Source organism: Streptomyces bambusae, assembly GCF_019400985.1.
Lineage (GTDB): Bacteria > Actinomycetota > Actinomycetes > Streptomycetales > Streptomycetaceae > Streptomyces > Streptomyces bambusae_A.
Window position 1 is genome coordinate 1 of the sequence record NZ_WTFF01000118.1, and the last position, 20,999, is coordinate 20,999.

Sequence of the window (20,999 nt, forward strand, 5' to 3'; positions counted from 1 at the left end):
TCCTTCACCCCGCTCAAGGCGGTCGACCTGCCCGGGCCCCGGGACGCGGCGCCGCCCGGCGAACAGGCCGCCGGTGCGCGGCCGGGCGGCCCGGGCGGGGGGATGCGGTGGGGGCAGGCCCCCGAGGGCGTCCTGCTCTTCACCCGGCCCGGCTTCGCCTGCACCCTGAACACCACCTCGGTCCGCGTCGAACTGCCCGCCCCCGGCCGTCCCGTCCTCTCCTCCGCCCCCGTCGAGACCGACGGCCGCACCGTTGTCCTGCCGCCCGATTCGTGCACGTGGTGGGCAAGGTGAACGTCGGACCGGTACAGTCCAATCCCGTGACCGCACGGCTTGCCGACATCGCAGCCCAGGCGGGGGTCAGCGAAGCCACAGTCAGCCGCGTGCTCAACGGCAAGCCCGGTGTGGCCGCGGGCACCCGCGAGTCCGTGCTGGCCGCGCTCGACGTACTCGGCTACGAACGGCCCGTGCGGCTGCGCCAGCGCAGCGCCGGCCTGGTCGGGCTGATAACCCCCGAACTGGACAACCCCATCTTCCCGGCGCTGGCCCAGGTCATCGGCCAGGCCCTCACCAGGCAGGGCTTCACCCCGGTCCTGGCCACCCAGACCCCCGGCGGGTCCACCGAGGACGAGCTGACGGAGATGCTCGTGGACCGCGGGGTCTCCGGCATCATCTTCGTCTCCGGACTGCACGCGGACACCACCGCCGACATGACGCGCTACGACCAACTGCGTGCCAAGGGTGTCCCCTTCGTCCTGATCAACGGCTTCTCGTCCAAGGTGCAGGCCCCCTTCGTCTCCCCCGACGACCGAGCGGCGATGCACCTGGCGGTGACCCACCTCACCGCCCTCGGGCACACCCGGATCGGCCTGGCGGTCGGCCCCAAGCGCTTCGTGCCCGTCCTGCGCAAGATCGAGGGCTTCCGGCTCGCGATGCGCGAGCGCCTCGGCCTGGCCGAGGAAGCGGTGGAGGAGCTGGTCGAGCACTCCCTCTACAGCCTGGAGGGCGGCCAGGCCGCCGCCGCCGCGCTGATCGCCCGCGGCTGCACGGCGGTGGTGTGCGCCAGCGACATGATGGCGCTCGGCGCGATCCGGGCCGCCCGGCAGCAGGGCCTGCGGGTGCCCCAGGACGTCTCCGTCGTCGGCTTCGACGACTCGCCGCTCATAGCGTTCACGGACCCGCCGCTGACCACGATCCGCCAGCCCGTGCAGGCCATGGGGCAGGCGGCCGTCCGTACGCTGCTGGAGGAGATCGGCGGTACGCCGGCCCCGCACAGCGAGTTCGTCTTCCTGCCCGAACTCGTCGTCCGCGGCTCGACCGCGTCCGGCCCCGAGCGGAGGTAGCCGCCACCGGCGGCGCCCCCCTACTGGGGACGTCGTACCTGTGGCGGATGCCGCGTACGGAAGACCGTCCCGAGGGATGATCGGGGCGGGCGGGCCATCTGGCAGACTCTCTCCCCATGGGTGAATCGAGCGTGAAGACACTGGAAACTCCCCCAGCCGGCGCTGGGGGCACTGCCAGTACGGACGTCTCGTCACCCGCCATGACCGAGGCCGGGCACGGCCCGGGGTCCGGACGCGGTCTGCTGGAGCGTCTGCGCGCGCCACGGCGCCCGCGGATCTGGTTCGAGGTCCTGCTCATCGCCGTGAGCTACTGGACGTACTCGCTCATCCGCAACGCCGTGCCCGAGCAGAAGTCCGTGGCGCTGGCCAACGCCGACTGGATCTGGGACGTGGAGAACCGGATCGGCATCGCCGTGGAGGAGTCCGTCAACCACGCGGTCGATTCGGTGACCTGGCTCATCGTCGGCATGAACTACTACTACGCCACGCTGCACTTCGTCGTGACGATCGGCGTGCTGGTGTGGATCTACCGCTTCCACCCCGGCCGGTACGCCGCCACGCGCCTGGTCCTCTTCGCCACGACCGGCGTGGCGCTCGTCGGCTACTACCTCTACCCGCTCGCGCCGCCCCGGCTGATGAACGGCCACGCCTTCATCGACACCGTGCTGGTCCACCACACCTGGGGCTCGATGGCCTCGGGCAACCTCAAGCACATGTCGAACCAGTACGCGGCGATGCCCTCCATGCACATAGGGTGGTCGCTGTGGTGCGGCCTGACGATCTTCGCGGTCGCCTCCGCGCCCTGGGCCCGGATCCTGGGCCTGCTCTACCCGGCGGCGACCCTCGTCGTCATCGTGGCCACCGCCAACCACTTCTGGCTCGACGCGGTGGGCGGCCTGCTCTGCCTGGCCTTCGGCTACGCCGTCTCGCGCGCCTGGTACGGCTCCCTGCCCCACCGGCTGCCCCGCCACCCGGACGAGACGGGCCCGCACCCCTTCTCCGAGGCCCTGCGCAGCCGCTTGCGCAGCCGGGCGTAGGGCTCACGCCCCGTAGAACAGCTCGTCCACGACCGCGCGGGCCCGGCGGGTCGTGCGGCGGTAGTCGTCCAGCATCTCCCCGGCCCGGCCCTCGCCGTAGCCCAGGTAGCGGCCGACGGCCGCCAGTTCGCGGGTGTTCGAGGGGAAGGTGTCGCCGGCCCGGCCGCGCACCAGCATCACCGCGTTGCGCACCCGCGTGGCCAGCACCCAGGCCTCGTCCAGGATCTGCGCCTCCTCGGACCCGATCAGCCCGGCGGCCTGGGCGGCGGCCAGGGCCTCGCGGGTACGGGTGGTGCGCAGGCCCGGCTCCGCCCAGGCGTGGCGCAGCTGGATCAGCTGGACCGTCCACTCCACGTCGCTGAGGCCGCCGCGCCCGAGCTTGGTGTGCAGGGCGGGGTCGGCGCCGCGCGGAAGGCGCTCGGACTCCATGCGGGCCTTGAGCCGGCGGATCTCGCGTACCGCGTCCTCCCCCAGCCCCTCCGCCGGGTAGCGCAGCGGGTCGACGAGCTCGACGAAGCGCCGGCCGAGGCCGGCGTCACCGGCGACGGGCTCGGCCCGCAGCAGGGCCTGGCTCTCCCAGACCAGCGACCAGCGGCGGTAGTACGCGGCGTAGGAGGCGAGCGTACGGACCAGGGGCCCGCTGCGGCCCTCGGGGCGCAGGTCGGCGTCGATGAGCAGCGGCGGGTCGGCGGTCGGCAGCTGGAGCAGCCTGCGCATCTCGGCGATGACCGCCTGGGCGGCCTTGGCCGCCTCCTGCTCGTCCACCCCCTCGCGGGGCTCGTGCACGAAGAGGACGTCGGCGTCGGAGCCGTAGCCCAGCTCGTGCCCGCCGAAGCGGCCCATGCCGATGATCGCGAAGCGGGTGGGCAGGGTGTCGCCCCAGTGGTCGCGTACGGCGGCGCGCAGGGCGCCGGCGATCGTGGCGGCGGTGAGGTCGGAGACGGCGTCGCCGACCCGGTCGACGAGGGCGCCCGCGTCCGCGACGACGGGCTGGTCCTCCGTGCCGTAGGAGCTGATGATGTCGGCCGCGGCGGTGCGGAACAGCTCGCGCCGGCGGACCCCGCGGGCGGCGGCGACGGCTGCCTCGGCGGTCTCGGCCCGGCCGACGGCGGCCAGGATCTCCTGCTCCAGGGCCTCCGGGCCGCGCGGGACCAGGCTCTCGCGCTCGGCGAGCAGGGCGACCGCCTCGGGGGCGCGCATCAGCAGGTCGGGGGCGAGGCGGCCGGCGGACAGGACCCGGGCGAGGTTCTCGGCGGCGGCGCCCTCGTCGCGCAGCAGCCGCAGGTACCAGGGGGTCTTGCCGAGGGCGTCGGAGACCTTGCGGAAGTTCAGCAGGCCGGCGTCGGGGTCGGCGGAGTCGGCGAACCAGCCGAGGAGGACGGGCAGCAGGGTGCGCTGGATGGCGGCCTTGCGGGTCACACCGGAGGCGAGGGCCTCCAGGTGGCGCAGGGCGGCGGCCGGGTCGGCGTACCCGAGGGCCTCCAGCCGCTGGCCGGCGGCACGCGGGGACAGCCGGATCTCGCCCGGGGCGAGCTGGGCGACGGCGTCCAGCAGCGGCCGGTAGAAGAGCTTCTCGTGCAGCCGGCGGACGACGGAGGCGTGCCGCTTCCACGCCTTGGTCAGCTCGGCCACGGGCTCGGTGCGCAGGCCCATGGAGCGGCCGAGGCGCCGCAGGTCGGCCTCGCCCTCGGGGACGAGGTGGGTGCGGCGCAGCCGGTGGAGCTGGATGCGGTGCTCCATGGCGCGCAGGAAGCGGTAGGCGTCGCCGAGCTGGGCGGCGTCGGTGCGGCCGACGTAGCCGCCGGCGGCCAGCGCGTGCAGGGCGTCGAGGGTGGTGCCGGAGTGCAGGGTGGAGTCGCTGCGGCCGTGCACGAGCTGGAGCAGCTGGACGGCGAACTCGACGTCGCGCAGGCCGCCCGGGCCCAGCTTGAGCTCGCGCTCGACCTGGGCGGCGGGGATGTTGTCCACGACGCGGCGGCGCATCTTCTGGACGTCGGCGACGAAGTTCTCGCGTTCGGCGGCCTGCCAGACGAGCGGCGTTATGGCCTCGATGTAGCGGTCCCCGAGCTCGGGGTCGCCGGCGACCGCGCGGGCCTTGAGGAGGGCCTGGAACTCCCAGGTCTTGGCCCAGCGCTGGTAGTAGGCGAGGTGGGAGGAGAGCGTGCGCACGAGGGGGCCGTTGCGGCCCTCGGGGCGGAGGTTGGCGTCGACGGGCCAGATGGAGCCCTCGACGGTGGCCTCGGAGCAGATCCGCATGAGGTGGGAGGCGAGGCGGGTGGCTGCCTGGAGGGCCTTGCCCTCGTCGGCGCCGGCCGCGCCGCCCTGGTGGTTGTCGCCGCGTCCACCGCCGGGGACGGCCGGGCCCTGGGGGGCGTCCCCGACGAAGATGACGTCGACGTCGGAGACGTAGTTGAGCTCGTTGCCACCGCACTTGCCCATCGCGATGACGGCGAGCCGGCAGGCGGCGGCGTCCTCGGGCGCGGCGGCACTGGCGATGCGCAGGGCCGCGCGCAGGGTGGCGGTGGCGAGGTCGGCGAGCTCGGCGGCGGTCTGGGCGACGTCTATGGTCCCGCAGACGTCGCGGGCGGCGATGGAGAGCAGGCAGCGGCGGTAGGCGACGCGCAGCGCGACGGGGTCGTGGGCCTGGGCGAGGCCGCGTTCGAACTCGGCGAGGCCGGGGTGCAGGTCGGCGGACTCGTAGGTGAGCAGGGCCCGCCAGTCCTGGGGGTGGCGGGCGAGGTGGTCGGCGAGCGCCTCGGAGGCGCCGAGCACCCCGAGCAGCCGGTCGCGCAGCGGCTTGGCGCTGACGAGGGTGGCGAGGAAGGCCGGCCGGTCGCCGTCGCCCTGCGCCTCGGCGAGCCGGACCAGTCCGCGCAGGGCGAGGTCGGGGTCGGCGGTGGCGCCGAGGGCGTCGAGGAGCACGGGGTCGCTGCGTACGGCGGCCAGCGCGTCGCCGTCGAGCAGCCGCGCGGCGGCCGAGGGGTCGGTGAACCCACTGCGCAGCAGCCGCATGAACGTACTACTCCGCCGCCCGGGAACCGTCACTCCGCCGCCTTCCTCCGCGCCCTTGCCCGTGCCTTGCGCGGGCCCTGCGCGGGCCCTGCCGCCTGTGCCGCCTGCTGCGGCCGAGCCTATGCCGTTTCCCCGGGCGATGGGGGGCGGCACCGCGGGGCGGGCGGGCGGGGGCGTGGGCGTGGTGCCGTGGGGCGGGTCGTACGGGTGGGGCGGGGCGCGGCGCCGTAGGGCGGGGGCTCGTGTCCGAAGTCACAGGTGCGAGCGGGCTCCGGGGTGCCGGCCGGTGCGGCGCGTGGCCGAATCAGGCGGCCGACCGCCCACCCCACCCCCCGGGACGTGATCTGCGTAACACCGCCCCACCGGAGGGCCGTTGTCGCCAAATACGGACAAATGACTACCAACCGCCCCGCCAACCCCCGCCCACATCCTGGGCAATTAACCCGATCCAGACCGATCAAGGCACAATCAGATCCGGTCAATATCGGAACAGGCGGAGTCATCGGCGAACTCGGTGAACCAAGTTCCCCGAAATGACCTCTATCTGACCGACTAGCGGAATTCCTCACCGGAACCGCACCGGAACGACCTCGGGGGGGCCTGACCGATGCCTGTTGCCCGCCGCCACATACGTCTCGCGGCCCTGTTGACCGTGCTCGCCGCCGGCTCCGCCGGCGTCCTCGCCGTCGCCCAGGGCCAGGAATCCGCGGCCGACCGCGCCGCCGCCGGTCCGCGCACCCCGCAGACGCCGGCCCTCGGCGCGAGCACCACGGGCGGGTCGGTGCTGCAGATCGTCGCCCACCCCGACGACGACCTCTTCTTCATGAACCCCGACCTCGTCCGGTCCGTGCTCGCGGGCACCGCGGTCACCACCACGTACCTCACCTCCGGCGAGGCCGACGGGATCAACCAGGCCGGCGGCAACCTCAAGGACCCGGCCCAGCCCGCCGACCACGCCGCCTACGCCGAGGCCCGCCAGAACGGCATACGCTCCGCCTACGCCCAGATGGCCACCGGCGACCGCACCAGCGCCTGGAAGCGCACCTCGATACCCACCGCCGGCGGCGGCTTCGCCGAGGTGGACGTCCTGGTCGCCAAGCCCGAGATCAATCTCGTCTGGCTCCAGATGCGCGAGGCCGGCAGCATCGGCGCCGACCGCCCGGAGAGCATGCGCGGCCTGTGGGACGGCCGGATACCCGCCCTGGGCTCCCAGCTCACCTCCGGCACCCCGGTCAGGCAGAGCTTCACGTACACCAAGGACCAGGCCGTCGCGACGATCGCCGGGATCCTGGAGCGGTACAAGCCGACGACGATACGGATGCAGGATCCGACGCCGGGGAAGTTCCCCAAGGACGGCAAGATCACCGACCACCAGGACCACATGTACGGGGCCCGCTTCGCGCAGGCCGCCGCCGAACGGTACGCGGCCGTCGCCGACCGCCCGCACTTCTCGGTGCAGAACTACCTCGGCTACCTCAACAGCGCCCTGCCGCACGTACTCGACCCCGCCACCGTCGAGACCAAGCTCGGCTTCCTCAAGACGTACGCGTGGATGGACCGCGAGAACCACTGCGGCAGCCCGGCCGGCTGCGGCGACCGCAAGGTCGCGGCCAAGCCCACCGGCCGGGACTGGGTGCACAGCATGCGCTACTCGCGCGGCGACCACACCTCCTGGCTCACCGAGGGGCGGGCCGGCCGGCTCTGGGCCTTCTCCGTCCTCGACGGCCACATGGCCTTCTGGACCCGGACCGGGCCGCAGGCCGAGTGGGCCGGCCCGACGCTGATGCCCGGCTCCGGCATCGACCCGGGCGCCTCGGCCGCGACCCTGCCCGACGGCCGCGTCGCGGTCCTCGGCACCCGTACCGTCCTGGGCGAGCGCCCGCAGGACTACCGGCGCGAGGTCGTGTACGCCGTCCAGTCCGCGCCGGACGGCCCGTTCGAGGCCTGGCAGTCGCTGGGCACCCCGGAGGCCGCCGACCAGGACGGCACCTCGGCCATCAGCGCCCCTGCCGTGGCCGTGGGCCCGGACGGCAAGGTCACCGCGTACGTGCGCGACTCCGCCCGTACCCTGCGCGCGAGCGAGCAGCAGCCGGACGGCGGCTTCGGGCCGTGGGCCCGGCTGGGCGGCGAGGACCTGCAGAGCGACCCGGTGACCGCCACCGACGCGGCGGGCCGCCGGCACGTCTACGCCACCACCGCCGGCACCGTCGTCGCCTGGATCCAGCCCTCCCCCGCGGCCCCGCTCCTCGGCCCGTTCCCGACCCAGCTCCCGCCGACGACGGTCCCCCTGACGGCGACGCCCGACGGCGAGGGCGTCCGGCTGTGGTTCCGCCGCCCCGACTCGGGCACGGTCCGCACGGCCCTGGTCACGGCGTCCGGCACCACCGCACCGCACATCTCCACCGTCACGGAGGCCGGCGGCCGCGCCGGCTACGGCGCCGTCAGCGTCGCCGGCCGCCTCCTGTCGGGCCGCGCCGAGTCCGGCACGGCCGGCACCTCGGCCGTGGGCGGACCGCCCTCCTGGAACGAGTCCCGCATGCTCTACGCGGGCGCCCCGGCCAGCATCCTCGAACCGGCGGGCGCGGCGACCACGATCGTCCTGGGCCTGGACGCAGAACTCCACGTCACCTCAACCCTCCCCACCAAGGACCCCACCCGCCCCACCCACACGACGTGGCGCCCGGCGATCCGGCCGTAAGCCCCCGAAGCCGCGCTGCGCCAACGACTAACCACTGCCACGCCGGCGACGGCCCCCCAGAGACGCAAGCCTGAGGGGCCGCCTGCCCGCCGCACGTCGCAGATCGGCGTAGCGGATCAACGACTCCGGGCTTGCGGTCCGCACCCAGACTGGGGCCCCGATCAGGATGCGGTGCGCACCGCTCCTGTTGTCGCCGAAGTTCCAGCGCCCCGGGGTCAACACGACATCGGTGTAGATCTGGGCGAACCACTCACAGTCGTGAGCGTGAGCGAGGGTGAGGCCGCGGGTCCAAGCCTCTTGATCGGTTCCAGGCGACTCACTGCCTTGGTTCAGGGCGATGTGCAGGGCCTCGACGGAGAGCAACTCCGGGGTGTCCCACTGCGACGTGTTCCGAGTACCGCGGCTCTCCAGGAGCTCCGCGATGGCGTACCAGGCGGAGGAGAACCAGCCGGAGTCGAGGGCATCCGAAGGTCGAAACGGCCGACCGGGGAAGTTGTCCAGACTACCGAAAAGGACAAGATCCACACGGCGGCCCCCGACGCTGGTCGTCCTGACGTGGAGCATGGCCCCCTTGTCGCGCTCGGGTCCACCGATGAACCTCGCGATGTTGACCTGCCCGACGCCCTTGGCGAAGTGGGCGGGAGGCGGAGACTGGAAGGTGGAGACGGCTTGGTCGCCGATGACCTTCTCGATCTTGAGTGCCTTCTCGCGACGGGTGAGGCTTGCCCTCTCCCTGTTCGCGACCTCTGCCCCGATGCCTTGCGGGGCGGCCTTGATCGTCCAGCTCAGCCGGCTCCCCAGGGTCACGCCGTTGTCGGAAGCGATCTCGTCGACGCGACGATCCGACCAGTACAGATAACTCCCGGCTTCATCCCGTCCCACCGCAAGGTCCTCCCCTGAACCCCAGCCTGCGCACCGTAGCGCCTGGGTGGTCACGGTCTCATCACCGCAGCGGCACCGATGCCGAACGGCCGCAATTGCACCTGGCCGGGTGACGGGCACGACGGCCGCGCGCACGTCCTTACGCGTACGGCAGCTCGGCGGCAGGGTCCGAACCGGTCCTAGAAGGCGTCCAGAAAGGACGCGAAGGCCGCCCTCACCCAGTACTTCACGCGGCACCTGTAGTTGCAGAACGCTTCGGGCGCCACCACCTGCGCTGTTCGAGCAGCCGATCACACGCCTTGCACGGCTTCGGATCGACCTCGATCTCAATCGCTCCCACGGCCGCGACTTTAGCGCCCCCTGACATGGGAGCCCCGTGCCTCTCATGCCTCTCCGCTGGTCAGGCGAATGCGGGACCGGCTTCCGCAGAGCAGCACTACCGCTCCGCATAGCGCAGGAACTGCCAGCCCAGTACGGCCAGGGCAAGTGTCTGTGCGAGGGAGACGATCACGAGTATGGGCCGGGCGGCGGGAGAGAACCAGAATGCGGTCACGCAGATCATCGGCAAGGCCAAGTACGTGAACAGATCCACAGCGGCTTGTAGTCGCTTGCGCGTGACGCGGCTCGGATCGTTGCGGTGGTAGATCTCCCAGCCGAACACTGCCCCGTGGGCGCCGCTGAGCTCGGCCAGCCGCGGTCCCAACTGGTCGCGGATGTAGCAGCCGACCGCCGAGATCTTCTCGTCGTTGACCAGGTAGGTCCAGCCCAGGACCAGACAGATCGCGGGGACAGCGAGCAGCAGTTGAGCCTGCCTGCTCTCGACGGTGATCGCCAGGACCGCGGTGGACGCGGCGAGCGTGAAGTAGAGGAGGTTGTCACGGAATCCTATGCGGGTTTTCTGTTCCTCCTTGATGCGGTCGTACTCGGCCAGCAGCAGTCTGCTCTCGGTGACATCTTCTACGGCGGACACGGCCACTCCTAAGCTCGGGTCCCGGCTATGAGTGGGCGGGCAGGGCTCCGGCGCTCCGGCCCCTGCCCGCCCTGAAGGCCCGGAAGACTCAGTCGGCAGGACGGAAGGATGGCAGGTTGTTGGGGTTGTTTCGTTCGATCCAACCCTTTCCGTCCGCCGCGATTCCTTCCAAGAGGCGGAAGGTGTGGATGAAACCAGCCGAATTCAGGTTGATCTCGGCGATTTCCTGGGCGTTTTCGTCCGGCGCCAGTTGATGGCTGTCGGCGTCTTTGACGCGAATGTTCCGGGCCGGCCCGTTGGTGAGGATGAGCTCCAGGTCGTAGCCGACATCGGTGCGTTCCGTGACCTGTACGGAGGACAACGCGTCGAACCGGTAGTTGCTCCGCTGCTCGTTCCCGCGTTTTGCGTCGGTGAAATCGAATTCCGTGCTGATTTCGCGAACGCCATCCTGTGTGACCAGGAAGAGACGGAAGCTGTAGCGCGAGTATCGCCAGGGACCGCGCTTCACGCGCCCTCGCTTGTAAGGGCGTGCGGGTGTCAGCAGGATGGTGTGGGTGATCAGGTCGCGCCAGGTGAGCTGGTAATGGCGGAGTGCTTCGTCGACGAACAGCGTCTTGTCGCAGGTGAGCCAGGTCTCCATGTCCAGCTCACTGGGGCGCGTGGCGTCCAGGAACGACTTCCAGTTCTGGTACGCGACTTGCCGCGCGGTCAGCCGCTCTTGATATTCCTGGCTTTCCTCGGCTAGTCGGCGCTCTTCACCCCAGGCCTCCAGCCACGAGGACGCAGCCGCGTATCCGGACCAGACCGCACCGGCTACGGCCAGGACGGCCAGCAGCATCTGCGACTCACCGGCGCCTGAGGCCACTGTTCCGAGCAGGGCCAGAGTCGTGATGCCTAGAGCGATGAGGGCGACCACGCACAGCGCCTTCGCCACCTCCAGCATCTGGTTCTGGTGGCGGTGATCGAACAGAGTACCGTTGTTGTGGCGGTCTCGGGCATCCTCAGCGAGATGGCGGATCAGCCAGTTCACCCGGTCCACGCTGATTCGGCTCTCGCGGTAGAGAAGCGCGATCTCGGCGACGAGGCTGTTGCGGATGTGGGCGGTATGCCCGAGCCATTCGTGCGGGGCGAATCCGTGGGGCACGCGGACACTGAAGTAGTAGTCGAACGAATGGCGGACGCGGTTGGTGAAGCCGTCCCCGGTAGAGGCGGGATCGCGCGTGTGCGGAACGTGGGGCTCACGGTTCTCGGCCCCCAGCCGATGTCCCTGGTACCACCATCGGCGGCCGAAGTGGGCCGCGGTCAGGCCCGCACCGAGCGCCACCAGCAACTCGATGACTGCTGCAGCCGGATTCGCGACCAGCGCCAAGATCCATAGGAATGCGGTGACGACGACGAACAGGCCGGCTCGGACCGGGAGGGCTGCCTGGGCAGCAGCAGCGGTGCTCGGACGGGGCGGCAGGGCCCGTGGCCCAATGGGGTCGGGTTCGAAATAGGCCCAGACCCGTTGGACCCGGTCGCTGCCGAAGCGAGCTGCCTCGGCCCGCTCGCGGTTCTCGGCCCACAGGCAGTCCTTCAGCCCACCGGTGAGTACGAGGTCGAAGTGGCGGAGGATCACGTCACGCCGGTGAGGTGACAGGGCCCGCAACCGCTCCAGTACGCGTCCTGCTTCGCCGTCCGCGGCGCTGAGCATCGCCAGCAGTTCGAAGGCGACGCTCAGAGCGTCCTTCCACTCTCCCTCGGCGTAGGTTCGCACCAGCCCGGAGGCATGGTGCAGCCGCTGGAGTTCTTCGGTGCTGAGGTCGTGGTAAGCGCGTGCACTGAGCATGGCGAGCACCCAGTGGAAGCGGACCTCCGCGTTGTCGTGTCCGTGGGCGATCGCGTCACTGATCATGTCGCGAGCACGGCTGGGGATGCCGTCCTCCAGGAACCGGACACCGACCCTGTACTTTTCCTGAGGCGATGCATCCGGATGGACGAAGTAGACGTTGGAGTTGTGTACGGTCTCGGCCTGGATTCCGACGGTGGAGTCGTACGCGGCCGAATTGTGCGTGACGCTACTGCCGTTGTTCATGACAAGTCACCCGCCGCAACAACCAGTGGTGCCAGCCTGGCCACCAGCTCGGGAAACTCTGCGATCAGACCACGTAACCTCTTGAGTGCCATGGTTGCCCTTTTGGATGATTCGGGAGTGTTCTCCCTTACCGCCGGCCGGGCAAAGCCCAGCTCGGCCAGTGCCTCTCGGTAGGTGTCGTCGTCGAGGGCGCCCTCGGTGTGGTGACGCTTCAGGTGCTCACGGAAACCGTCCAGTTCCGCGACCAGGTCCGCCGGACGGGTCGCCTTCGGGTCCGCGTTCACATAGACGCTGCTCTCCTTGACCGAGCCGGCCATGATGCCGACGGTGCTGTTATGGGCGGTGTTGCTGACGTGCTCTTTGAGTCCGTCAGCCGTATGGGCCCTGTCTGCCTGGGACATTGCGATCTGCTCCTGTTCTCCCACCAGCTCCACGGCCAGCCGTGTGGCGAATGCCGCCGCGTTCGCCGCGGCCCGTGGCTGCCAGCTACGGTCCTTCGCGCTGCTCTTCGTACCGTCCGCTCGGTCGCTGATTCCGCGGATGATGGCCACCGGTGCCCCGTTGAGATGGCCGGCCTGCGCCACACCAGCGGCCTCCATCTCGATCGCGAGCGCGTCGTTGTAGTGCTGCCGGATCCACCGCGCCTCAGCCGAGATCTTGGAGTTCTGTACGACCTCGCCGGCGGCGATCGCGCCGAAGCGCACCTGCGGCGCGCGCCCGTGACCGGGCGTGGCGTCTGCCCAGTCGTTCACGCGGGCCAGATGTGAGCCGAGCTGACTGATACCGTGCGCCGTTTCCCACACCCGGGGACGGGACTTGAGTCCGTCGTCCTCGCTGGTCCCTCCGTGATAGGCGTACACGTGTGTCGCCATTACCACGTCGCCCAGCCTGGCGGTGTCCCACAGGGCGCCGGCAACGCCGACGAACAACACGGCCACCGGCGAGAACTCCTGCATCGCGCGCTCAGCGATCACCGCGGCGGAATGATTCCCCTTGTTCGTCAGACCGAGCGCGACACGACATGAAGTGCCCTGCACGGTTCCCACCTCGAACCGGGTCCCACGCTCATGACGGTGCAGCTGCGGACCAGCCAGTTTCCGGCGCACGGCCTGGTACTCAAGATTGAGGGCGGTGAGAATCACCACCAGGTCTTGCGACATGTCTTACCCTTCCCCTCTCGTGTCCTCTTCCGTCGTGGACGGCGCAGGTCGGATCAATGGTGGGAACAACACCGTCTTCGGTCCGGCCCGGTACAGCCGCGCGGGCCGTCCTCCCGTGGTCCTACGTTCCGAGCCGGCGGGGATGATGAACCCCTTTACGGCCTGGACTTTTCGGTAGAAATTGCGGGTGTCGAGTTCGGTGCCCCAAACCGCCTCGTACACCTGCTGCAACTCGGCTATGGTGAAGAGTTCTCCGCAGAATGCCGTGGCCAGCGCGGAGAATTCGAGCTTGGTGCGCGCGCGTTCGATTCCGTCCGTCACGATCCGGCGGTGATCGAAAGCCAGCTCCACCTCACCGGACAAGACGGCTTCCGCAGGAACCCACGCAGCATCCGCAGCATCCGTTCCCGCGATCGGTTCGGGGAGTCCCGGCGCGATCGCCAAGTGGGCCACAGAAACGACTCGCCCCCGTGGATCACGGCCTACGTCCCCGTAGATGGCCAACTGTTCAAGATGCACCCACCCGGCAACCAGAGCGGTTTCCTCGCTCAACTCGCGGTGGGCGGCGGCCAGGATCTCCTCACCAGCGTGATTGAGGAATCCACCAGGCAGGGCCAGCGCGCCCTGAAAGGGATCTTCGCCCCGCTCCACGAGCAGGACACACAGCCGCCCCTCACGCAGCGTCAGGATCACGAGATCGACCGTCAGCAGGACCGGCGTGGGTGACCATACGTCAGCTTGCATGACACTTACAGTACTTCGGTTCCTGTCACTTTAACAAGAAGGGGGATGCGGAGGCCGCTGATGCTGTATCGCCGAGACGCTCCAGGCGGTCAGTCGCCGTCCGCTCCACAGTCAGGCGTGGACCGATCATGGTCTGCCGGTTCGGCCTTGCCTCGAAGCGGCTCGGGAACGGGTACTTGCGTTCCAGGAAGGCATGGAGGACTGCCTGGGCTGACGGTCGGGCGGACGGGGGTGTGTCCACGTCGGTGAGGTAGACGAAGTCGATGTCCTCGCCCACCGACATGCTGGACAGGCGACGGTGCATGCCCGGAGTTGCCCAGTTCGGCCCGCAGGAGGGTGGTCGCGCGCCAGACGTCAGCACAAGCACCCCACCGAGACGACACGTCAGCCCCGACCCGCAGAAATCAGGGTGGCAGGTCCTCCATGAATGACAGGGATCAGGCCATGGCGCTACGCCTGGCACCTTCCGTGTACGTGGGCGGTGCAGCTCGGCCAGCGGCTCTCCTGTGCTGCTGTCAAGAGCCGGCATAGGGGGCCGCCGGCAGGATGCCGCTCAGGTGCGGAAGGAGCGGCTACGCAGTAGGCACTGCCCACTCGACCGGCGATGGAGCACTCATGGGCGCGTAGATGATCTTCGAAGGTCGCTGATCCTTCGGCACAGGGAACGGGATCTTCCCCCGCACGCAGTCTCCGGCCTTGATCACGGTGGGCATCGTCGGAAACTCCGGCTTGGGCAGGTCGCCGCCGTTGAGCCCCGTGACCTGGACCCGGGCGCCATCGGGGAAGGCGAGGGACCAAGGCTGCTGGTCGGTCGTGATGTCGGGCCCCTGTGCGTTGCACACCTTCACCTCCACCGTGGCCCACACCGCGTCCTCGACGCCAAGCCCCTCACCCGGAGGATTGCTCCCCTTGGCCGGCTGTTCGTAGCTCAACACCGTTGTCGTCCCGGTCGCTTGGCTCCGCGCGGCGTCCCCCCACGCGAATGCTTCGCCGAGCTTGATCGGTGCGGCTGGAGCGCTGGGAGTGCGGCTGGGAGTGGCCGAACTCGGAACCGCTGAGGTGCTCGGCTTCGACCCGGCGTCGGTGTCGGCGTCGGCACCCGAGCAGGCAGTCACGCCCATGAGAATCGCTGCTCCCAGAGCAGCCGCGCGCATGCGCATCCGTCCCCCTTGTGTCTCGTCTGGAGGACGATCATGCCGCGTCGGGATGGGCGAGACGCTGGACTTTCCCGATTTGGCGAAGCGGTGAAGAGGTGCGTCGGCAGGTCGCGACGCCCTGGACGGGGCCGCGGCTCCGCGCCGACGGTCCGCAGGCGGCCCAGAGGGGTGAGACGGCTCCGGGCCGGCGGTCTGTGACCGCCGGCCCGGGGTGGCGTGCTTGTGGGGTTGTCGCTGCTGACCTGCCCTTACAGCACCGGCAGGTTCTTGCGGAGTTCGAAGGCCGTGACCTCCGAGCGGTATTCCTCCCATTCCTGCTTCTTGTTGCGGAGGAAGAAGTCGAAGACGTGTTCGCCGAGGGTTTCGGCGACCAGTTCGCTGCGTTCCATCAGGGCGATGGCCTCGCCCAGGTTCTGGGGGAGGGGTTCGATGCCCATGGCTCGGCGTTCGGAGTCGGACAGGGCCCAGACGTCGTCGTCGGCGCCGGCCGGGAGTTCGTAGCCCTCCTCGATGCCCTTGAGGCCCGCCGCCAGGAGGACGGCGTACGTGAGGTAGGGGTTGGCGCCCGAGTCGATCGAGCGGACCTCGATGCGCGAGGAGCCCATCTTGCCCGGCTTGTACATCGGGACGCGGATCAGGGCCGAGCGGTTGTTGTGGCCCCAGCAGATGTACGAGGGGGCCTCGCCGCCGGAGCCGGCGGTGCGGGAGGAGCCGCCCCAGATGCGCTTGTACGAGTTGACCCACTGGTTGGTCACGGCCGAGGTCTCGCCCGCGTGGCGGAGCAGCCCCGCGATGAAGGAGCGGCCGACCTTGGAGAGCTGGTACTCGGCGCCCGACTCGTAGAAGGCGTTGCGGTCGCCCTCGAAGAGGGAGAGGTGGGTGTGCATGCCCGAGCCCGGGTACTCGGAGAAGGGCTTGGGCATGAAGGTGGCCTGGACGCCCTGTTCGAGCGCGACCTGCTTCATGACGAGGCGGAAGGTCATGATGTTGTCGGCCGTGGAGAGGGCGTCGGCGTAGCGGAGGTCGATCTCCTGCTGGCCCGGCGCGCCCTCGTGGTGGCTGAACTCCACCGAGATGCCCATCGACTCCAGCATGGTGATCGCCTGGCGGCGGAAGTCCATGCCGACGTTCTGGGGGGTGTGGTCGAAGTAGCCGGAGTTGTCGGCGGGGACCGGCCGGGAGCCGTCCAGCGGCTTGTCCTTCAGCAGGAAGAACTCGATCTCCGGGTGGGTGTAGAAGGTGAAGCCCAGGTCGGAGGTCTTGGCCAGGATGCGCTTGAGGACGTAGCGCGGGTCCGCGAAGGACGGGGAGCCGTCGGGCATCAGGATGTCGCAGAACATGCGGGCGGTGCCGGGGGCCTCGGCGCGCCACGGCAGTATCTGGAAGGTCCCCGGGTCCGGCTTGGCGATCATGTCCGACTCGTAGACCCGGGCGAAGCCCTCGATGGCCGAGCCGTCGAAGCCGATGCCCTCGTCAAAGGCCTGTTCGAGCTCGGCGGGGGCGACCGCGACGGACTTGAGGAAACCCAGTACGTCGGTGAACCACAGGCGCACGAAGCGGATGTCGCGCTCCTCAAGCGTCCGGAGGACGAATTCCTGCTGCTTGTCCATGCCTTCATCCTCGCAGTTCAGACGGCCTGTCCACCACCGTGCCCGGCCAGTATCGCGGGCAGTGGTTTCCGCCACATTACGCACCCGGTGCAGGTCGCGGCACCCCCGCTCTGACGGCGGCGCCGTCATGAGCATTACCATCTGCGCCCATGGGGGGCCGCATGCACACGCAGCGCAGGCGCCACCGGCGTCCCTCGGTACGCCGTGGGGCCCTGTTGTGCGTGCTCGGAACCCTGGTGGGAGCGCTGTTCCTGTGCGTCCGGACGGCCGGCGGGGGCGAGTCCCTGACCGCGGCCGCCCATCCCCCGGGGCACTCCTCGTCCGCCGCCGCGTACGTCTGCCCCGGCGACCTGCCCGGCTGCTCCCCCTTCGCCCACGTGGCCCCCGGCGTGCTGCCCGTGCCCCCGCCGGTCGTCCTGCCCCCGCGCGCCGAGCCGCCGCCGCACGCGGTGGCGGAGGCGGCCGGGGCGATCAGGCCGCCGGGGGCCCTGGCTCGTGCCCCTGACCTGCATGTCCTTCAGGTGCTGCGGAACTGACCCGGGCGTAGGCCGTACGGCGTACGCCGTGCGCCCGGCGCCCTGTGCTGTGCCGCACTGTGCTGTGCCGCCCTGCGCCGTGCGCCCGCGTGTCACGCCCCGCACCACCTCTTCCACCCCCCTCAGCAGAAGGACATGAACAGATGGCCACCAAGAACACCGCCCAGGTCTCGCGCCAGGAGCGCATAGCCGAGATGCGCCGTGCCGAGAAGGCCCGCGACCGGCGCAACACGATCCTCGCCGTCACCGCCTGCGTGGCCGTGGTCGGCGGCCTCGTCGGCTGGGGGTCGTACGTCCTCATCGACCAGAAGAACGAGGAGAAGGCCCGCACCGAGGCCGTCGAGAAGGCCCGGACCACCCCGGTCACCGGCGAGCAGGTCTGGGACGCGAAGAACCTGGGCCGCAACCACGTCGAGACCCCGGTCTCGTACGAGATGAAGCCGCCGGTCGGCGGGGACCACCACCCGCGCTGGATGAACTGCAACGGCGACGTCTACGCGAACCCGGTCCCCGAGGTGAACGCCGTCCACTCGCTGGAGCACGGCGCGGTCTGGGTGACGTACAGCGACAAGGCCGACAAGGCGGACGTCGAGAAGCTGGCCGCGAAGGTGGCCAAGACCCCGTACACGCTGATGAGCCCGGTCAAGGAGCAGTCCGGACCGATCATGCTGTCCGCGTGGGGCAAGCAGGTCACGGTGGACGGCGCGGGCGACCCGCGGGTGGACCAGTTCTTCACCAAGTACGTGCAGGGCCCGCAGACCCCCGAGCCGGGTGCCGCCTGCACGATGGGGCTGGCGGGCGACAAGTGAAGCGTACGTACTGGGCGGCGCTGAGCGCCGTCGTGGTCGCGCTGCTGTTCGCGGCGGTGGCCACCGTCGCCACGGCGACCGGCAGCGGCACGGCCGAGGACGGCGGCGCGGCCCACGCCGCGGCCGCGGTCCCGGGCACCGGCTCGGCGGACGCCGGATTCGCCCGGGACATGGCGGTCCACCACCAGCAGGCGGTGGAGATGTCCTTCATCGTGCGCGACCGCACGCAGGACGAGGCGGTCCGCACCCTGGCCTACGACATCGCCAACACCCAGGCCAACCAGCGCGGCATGATGCTGGGCTGGCTGGACCTGTGGGGGCTGCCGAAGGTGGCGGCGGACCGGGAGCCGATGGCGTGGATGGCCGAGGAGCAGTCCTCGGGCTCCGGGTCCGGGTCCGGGTCCGGGCACGCGGGGCAGTCGTCCGGAAGCGGTGGCCACGCCGGGCACGGCGGGCACTCCATGGGCGGGGTCGCGGCCAAGCCCGGCGCGCTGATGCCGGGCATGGCCACCAAGGAGGAGCTCGCGCAGCTCTCCGCCGCGGGGGGCCGGGACGCGGAGGTGCTGTTCCTCCAGCTGATGACCGACCACCACAAGGGCGGCGTCGCCATGGCCCAGGCCTGCGCGACGCTGTGCCGGACGCCGGTGGAGCGGGATCTCGCCCAGGGCATGGTCGACGCACAGCAGTCCGAGATCACCCTGATGGCGGACATGCTGCGGCGACGCGGGGCCGCGCCGCGCGGCTAGCCGGACACGCTCGTACGGTGGTGGGAGGACGCCCTCTCACCCGTACGGGCGTGTCTCCAGGAGGTTGATCCGATGACCACCGCCGCAGACATCATGCACCCCGGGGCCCAATGGATCCCGGCGACCCAGACCCTGGACCGGGCCGCGGAGCTCATGGCACGGCTGAACGTGGGCGCGCTGCCGATCAGCGACAAGAACGAACGCCTGTGCGGCATCGTCACCGACCGCGACATCGTGGTCCAGTGCGTGGCCAAGGGCCGCGACCCGTCCGCGATGACGTGCGGGGACCTGGCCAAGGGCACCCCGCGCTGGATCGACGCGGACGCCGGTGTCGACGAGATACTGGCCGAGATGGAGAGCCACCAGATCCGTCGGCTGCCGGTGATCAGGAACAAGAAGCTGGTCGGCATGATCAGCGAGGCGGACCTGGCCAAGCACCTGAGCGAGGAGCAGATCGCGGACTTCGTGGAGAAGGTCTACGCCGGGAGCTGATCCCCCTCGCTTTCCTCTCCAGGTCCCCCTGCGGACCCCCCTGCAGGTCCCCCTGCGCACCCAGCGGCAGGTCCCCCTGCCGACAGGACCGCCCGCGCCACCTGGTGCGGGCGGTCCAGCATGACCAGGTGCCCCGCGCCTTCGGCGACCTCGAACCAGGCCCCGAGCCGGTCGGCCAGTGCCGCCTGCCGGCCGAGCCACGTCAGGGCCGGGCCCCGGTCCGGGCCCGCGTAGCCGGTGAGGACGGTGGCCGGGACGGTGAGCGGGTGGGTACCGCGCAGGGCCAGGACCTCGGCCGCCATGTCGGGGTAGCGGGCGTTCTCCAGCAGGGCGCCCCGCCAGACCCGGCCGGTGCGGTAGCAGCGATGGGTCAGGGGGCGCGGGGCCGGGTCGGGGCCGCCGGTCCGCGACACCCGTACGGCCGCCCGGCGCGCCCAGGGCCCGAGGGAGGCCGGCAGACCGCCTGCGGCAAGGGCGCCGCCGAGGGCCCGGGCGGCAGCGGTGCGCAGCCGCGGCGGGAGCAGGGTGCGCGGGACCGCCTCCTCGACGCTGGGGTCCACGAGCACCAGGGCTGCGGTCCGCTCCGGATACAGCCGGGCGAAGGCCTCGGTGTGGAACCCCGCGATCGAGTGGCCCACGACGGTGACCGGGCCCGTCGCCCCCAGCGCGTCCAGCAGCGACGCGATCCGGTGCGCCTCGCCGGCGGCGGTCGGCGGCCGGTCGGCGGGCGCGGACAGGCCGTGGCCCGGCCGGTCGAAGCGGACCACCGTGCGGTACGGGGCCAGCAGCGGGACCACCGGGTCCCAGTCGAACCAGGCCATGGCCAGGCCGGCGCTGAGCACGCACACCGGCCCACTGCCCTCGACGACCACGTGCAGGGGCACGCCGGCGGCCCGCACGAACCCCTCGTACGGCGCCCGGACCGACTCCGGCGGCTCCACCGGCCTGGGCGGCCGGGTCATGTGCGGCGCTCCTGGTGGACCGAGTACGCGAGGAGGCCGAGCCAGAGGGCCACCAGCAGGACCTCCAGTCGCTGGCCGGCTCCCAGCGCCCAGGTGCCGCGCCCGGCGGTGAACAGGGCTATCGCGCCCAGCGTCCACACGGTGGCTATCGCCTCCGCGACGACCAGCACCGGGCCCGTCCGGGCCAGCGGCCCCCACCAGCCGTAGCGGCGGGCGGCCACGGTGAGGGCGACGATGGCCAGCAGCGCTCCGCACATGGCGAGGCTGCTGCTGATGGCATGGGCCTCGTGGGTGGCCGGCACGAGGCCGGCGGTCTCGCGGGCGGCGCACTCGGGGTCCACGGTGGGCTTGCAGCTGAGCGGCAGCCACGCGTCGGCTGCGGTGGCCGCGCCGAAGAGGGTGATGCCGGCCCAGCCGGCTGTCGCCCACGGGCGGCGGGAGCCGGGATGGCTGGCCAGCCGCACCAGGGCGAGCACGCCGCCGGCGAAGGCCAGCAGGCCGGCGGCGAAGTCGGTCCCCCGGAAGAGTCCGCCGAGCGGCTGGTCCTGGGCGGCGAGCTCGCTGACGTACGTGTCGATCGGGTTGAGGCCGGTCGAGAGCACGACCTCCAGCACCCAGGCCGCGTACGCGAGGGCACTGAGGGCCAGGAACACCGCGACCGGCCGTGTGCCCTTGCTGGACATGACGGGACCCAGGCTGCTGCGGAGCACGGCCACGGCGCCGCCCGCGGCGGGGCGGGCCCCGGCCCCGGCCGCCCGCCGCTCGCC

At 71.0% G+C, this 20,999-nt stretch carries 18 protein-coding genes and 1 pseudogene; 8 read left to right on the forward strand and 11 right to left on the reverse strand.

What is annotated here, in order from left to right:
- The 3 genes and pseudogenes from GPJ59_RS37535 to GPJ59_RS17825 all read left to right on the forward strand — a co-directional run.
- Positions 1-294, forward strand: a pseudogene (locus GPJ59_RS37535) (hypothetical protein); the annotation flags it as partial.
- A gap of 26 nt (positions 295-320) precedes the next feature.
- Positions 321-1,343: a LacI family DNA-binding transcriptional regulator gene (locus GPJ59_RS17820; protein ID WP_219668178.1), complete on the forward strand. Its 1,023-nt coding sequence runs from the start codon at positions 321-323 to the stop codon at positions 1,341-1,343.
- Between the two features lie 116 nt (positions 1,344-1,459).
- On the forward strand, positions 1,460-2,380 hold the full coding sequence (locus GPJ59_RS17825) for a phosphatase PAP2 family protein (RefSeq protein ID WP_219668179.1): 921 nt from the start codon (positions 1,460-1,462) through the stop codon (positions 2,378-2,380).
- Between the two features lie 3 nt (positions 2,381-2,383).
- Here GPJ59_RS17825 and GPJ59_RS17830 read toward each other — a convergent pair whose 3' ends face one another.
- Positions 2,384-5,425: a bifunctional [glutamine synthetase] adenylyltransferase/[glutamine synthetase]-adenylyl-L-tyrosine phosphorylase gene (locus tag GPJ59_RS17830; RefSeq protein ID WP_219668180.1), complete on the reverse strand. Its 3,042-nt coding sequence runs from the start codon at positions 5,423-5,425 to the stop codon at positions 2,384-2,386.
- A 574-nt stretch (positions 5,426-5,999) separates the two neighbouring features.
- Here GPJ59_RS17830 and GPJ59_RS17835 point away from each other — a divergent pair.
- Positions 6,000-8,090, forward strand: coding sequence for a PIG-L family deacetylase (locus GPJ59_RS17835; RefSeq protein WP_219668181.1), 2,091 nt, complete (start codon positions 6,000-6,002; stop codon positions 8,088-8,090).
- A gap of 27 nt (positions 8,091-8,117) precedes the next feature.
- Here the strand turns inward: GPJ59_RS17835 and GPJ59_RS17840 are convergent, their stop codons facing one another.
- The 8 genes from GPJ59_RS17840 to GPJ59_RS17875 all read right to left on the reverse strand — a co-directional run bounded on the left by GPJ59_RS17840 (position 8,118) and on the right by GPJ59_RS17875 (position 16,687).
- Complete coding sequence (locus tag GPJ59_RS17840) at positions 8,118-9,026, reverse strand: DUF7019 family protein (RefSeq protein WP_219668182.1); 909 nt, start codon at positions 9,024-9,026, stop codon at positions 8,118-8,120.
- Between the two features lie 382 nt (positions 9,027-9,408).
- Positions 9,409-9,942 (reverse strand): hypothetical protein, encoded by a 534-nt coding sequence (locus GPJ59_RS17845; RefSeq protein ID WP_374200862.1) that lies wholly within the window; start codon positions 9,940-9,942, stop codon positions 9,409-9,411.
- 88 nt (positions 9,943-10,030) lie between these two features.
- Positions 10,031-12,016, reverse strand: coding sequence for a hypothetical protein (locus tag GPJ59_RS17850; protein WP_219668184.1), 1,986 nt, complete (start codon positions 12,014-12,016; stop codon positions 10,031-10,033).
- Complete coding sequence (locus tag GPJ59_RS17855) at positions 12,013-13,176, reverse strand: 5'-methylthioadenosine/S-adenosylhomocysteine nucleosidase family protein (RefSeq protein WP_219668185.1); 1,164 nt, start codon at positions 13,174-13,176, stop codon at positions 12,013-12,015. The genes GPJ59_RS17850 and GPJ59_RS17855 overlap by 4 nt, the downstream gene beginning before the upstream one ends.
- Positions 13,177-13,179: 3 nt before the next feature.
- Positions 13,180-13,920 carry an NUDIX hydrolase gene (locus GPJ59_RS17860; RefSeq protein ID WP_219668186.1) on the reverse strand — a complete coding sequence of 247 codons (741 nt, stop codon included), beginning with the start codon at positions 13,918-13,920 and terminating at the stop codon, positions 13,180-13,182.
- Positions 13,921-13,945: 25 nt separating this feature from the next.
- Positions 13,946-14,203: a hypothetical protein gene (locus GPJ59_RS17865; RefSeq protein ID WP_219668187.1), complete on the reverse strand. Its 258-nt coding sequence runs from the start codon at positions 14,201-14,203 to the stop codon at positions 13,946-13,948.
- 289 nt (positions 14,204-14,492) lie between these two features.
- Positions 14,493-15,080 carry a DUF4352 domain-containing protein gene (locus tag GPJ59_RS17870; RefSeq protein WP_219668188.1) on the reverse strand — a complete coding sequence of 196 codons (588 nt, stop codon included), beginning with the start codon at positions 15,078-15,080 and terminating at the stop codon, positions 14,493-14,495.
- Between the two features lie 245 nt (positions 15,081-15,325).
- Complete coding sequence (locus GPJ59_RS17875; RefSeq protein WP_219668189.1) at positions 15,326-16,687, reverse strand: glutamine synthetase family protein; 1,362 nt, start codon at positions 16,685-16,687, stop codon at positions 15,326-15,328.
- A 221-nt stretch (positions 16,688-16,908) separates the two neighbouring features.
- On the opposite strand from GPJ59_RS17875, the gene GPJ59_RS17880 reads away from it, so the two are divergent.
- From GPJ59_RS17880 to GPJ59_RS17895, 4 genes are all read left to right on the forward strand, one after another.
- Positions 16,909-17,223 carry a hypothetical protein gene (locus GPJ59_RS17880; RefSeq protein WP_219668190.1) on the forward strand — a complete coding sequence of 105 codons (315 nt, stop codon included), beginning with the start codon at positions 16,909-16,911 and terminating at the stop codon, positions 17,221-17,223.
- Between the two features lie 143 nt (positions 17,224-17,366).
- Positions 17,367-18,032 carry a DUF3105 domain-containing protein gene (locus GPJ59_RS17885; protein ID WP_219668191.1) on the forward strand — a complete coding sequence of 222 codons (666 nt, stop codon included), beginning with the start codon at positions 17,367-17,369 and terminating at the stop codon, positions 18,030-18,032.
- Positions 18,029-18,778 carry a DUF305 domain-containing protein gene (locus tag GPJ59_RS17890; RefSeq protein WP_219668192.1) on the forward strand — a complete coding sequence of 250 codons (750 nt, stop codon included), beginning with the start codon at positions 18,029-18,031 and terminating at the stop codon, positions 18,776-18,778. The genes GPJ59_RS17885 and GPJ59_RS17890 overlap by 4 nt, the downstream gene beginning before the upstream one ends.
- 72 nt (positions 18,779-18,850) lie before the next feature.
- Positions 18,851-19,270 (forward strand): CBS domain-containing protein, encoded by a 420-nt coding sequence (locus GPJ59_RS17895; protein WP_219668193.1) that lies wholly within the window; start codon positions 18,851-18,853, stop codon positions 19,268-19,270.
- Here GPJ59_RS17895 and GPJ59_RS17900 read toward each other — a convergent pair.
- The gene (locus GPJ59_RS17900; protein WP_219668194.1) at positions 19,255-20,232 is read right to left on the reverse strand and encodes an alpha/beta fold hydrolase; all 978 of its coding nucleotides are present in this window, start codon (positions 20,230-20,232) and stop codon (positions 19,255-19,257) included. The two genes, GPJ59_RS17895 and GPJ59_RS17900, sit on opposite strands and share 16 nt — an antisense overlap.
- Positions 20,229-20,915 (reverse strand): DUF998 domain-containing protein, encoded by a 687-nt coding sequence (locus GPJ59_RS17905; RefSeq protein ID WP_219668195.1) that lies wholly within the window; start codon positions 20,913-20,915, stop codon positions 20,229-20,231. Before GPJ59_RS17905 ends, GPJ59_RS17900 begins: the two co-directional genes overlap by 4 nt.
- Positions 20,916-20,999: the final 84 nt, after the last annotated feature.

What these genes read in the sequence shown, in the direction of transcription:
- GPJ59_RS17825 (WP_219668179.1), top strand. Translation starts at nt 1,460, where the DNA reads ATGGGTGAATCGAGCGTGAAGACACTGGAAACTCCCCCAGCCGGCGCT.
- GPJ59_RS17835 (WP_219668181.1), top strand. Translation starts at nt 6,000, where the DNA reads ATGCCTGTTGCCCGCCGCCACATACGTCTCGCGGCCCTGTTGACCGTG.
- GPJ59_RS17850 (WP_219668184.1), bottom strand. Translation starts at nt 12,016, where the DNA reads ATGAACAACGGCAGTAGCGTCACGCACAATTCGGCCGCGTACGACTCC.
- GPJ59_RS17855 (WP_219668185.1), bottom strand. Translation starts at nt 13,176, where the DNA reads ATGTCGCAAGACCTGGTGGTGATTCTCACCGCCCTCAATCTTGAGTAC.
- GPJ59_RS17860 (WP_219668186.1), bottom strand. Translation starts at nt 13,920, where the DNA reads ATGCAAGCTGACGTATGGTCACCCACGCCGGTCCTGCTGACGGTCGAT.
- GPJ59_RS17865 (WP_219668187.1), bottom strand. Translation starts at nt 14,203, where the DNA reads ATGTCGGTGGGCGAGGACATCGACTTCGTCTACCTCACCGACGTGGAC.
- GPJ59_RS17870 (WP_219668188.1), bottom strand. Translation starts at nt 15,080, where the DNA reads ATGCGCATGCGCGCGGCTGCTCTGGGAGCAGCGATTCTCATGGGCGTG.
- GPJ59_RS17875 (WP_219668189.1), bottom strand. Translation starts at nt 16,687, where the DNA reads ATGGACAAGCAGCAGGAATTCGTCCTCCGGACGCTTGAGGAGCGCGAC.
- GPJ59_RS17885 (WP_219668191.1), top strand. Translation starts at nt 17,367, where the DNA reads ATGGCCACCAAGAACACCGCCCAGGTCTCGCGCCAGGAGCGCATAGCC.
- GPJ59_RS17895 (WP_219668193.1), top strand. Translation starts at nt 18,851, where the DNA reads ATGACCACCGCCGCAGACATCATGCACCCCGGGGCCCAATGGATCCCG.
- GPJ59_RS17900 (WP_219668194.1), bottom strand. Translation starts at nt 20,232, where the DNA reads ATGACCCGGCCGCCCAGGCCGGTGGAGCCGCCGGAGTCGGTCCGGGCG.
- GPJ59_RS17905 (WP_219668195.1), bottom strand. Translation starts at nt 20,915, where the DNA reads ATGTCCAGCAAGGGCACACGGCCGGTCGCGGTGTTCCTGGCCCTCAGT.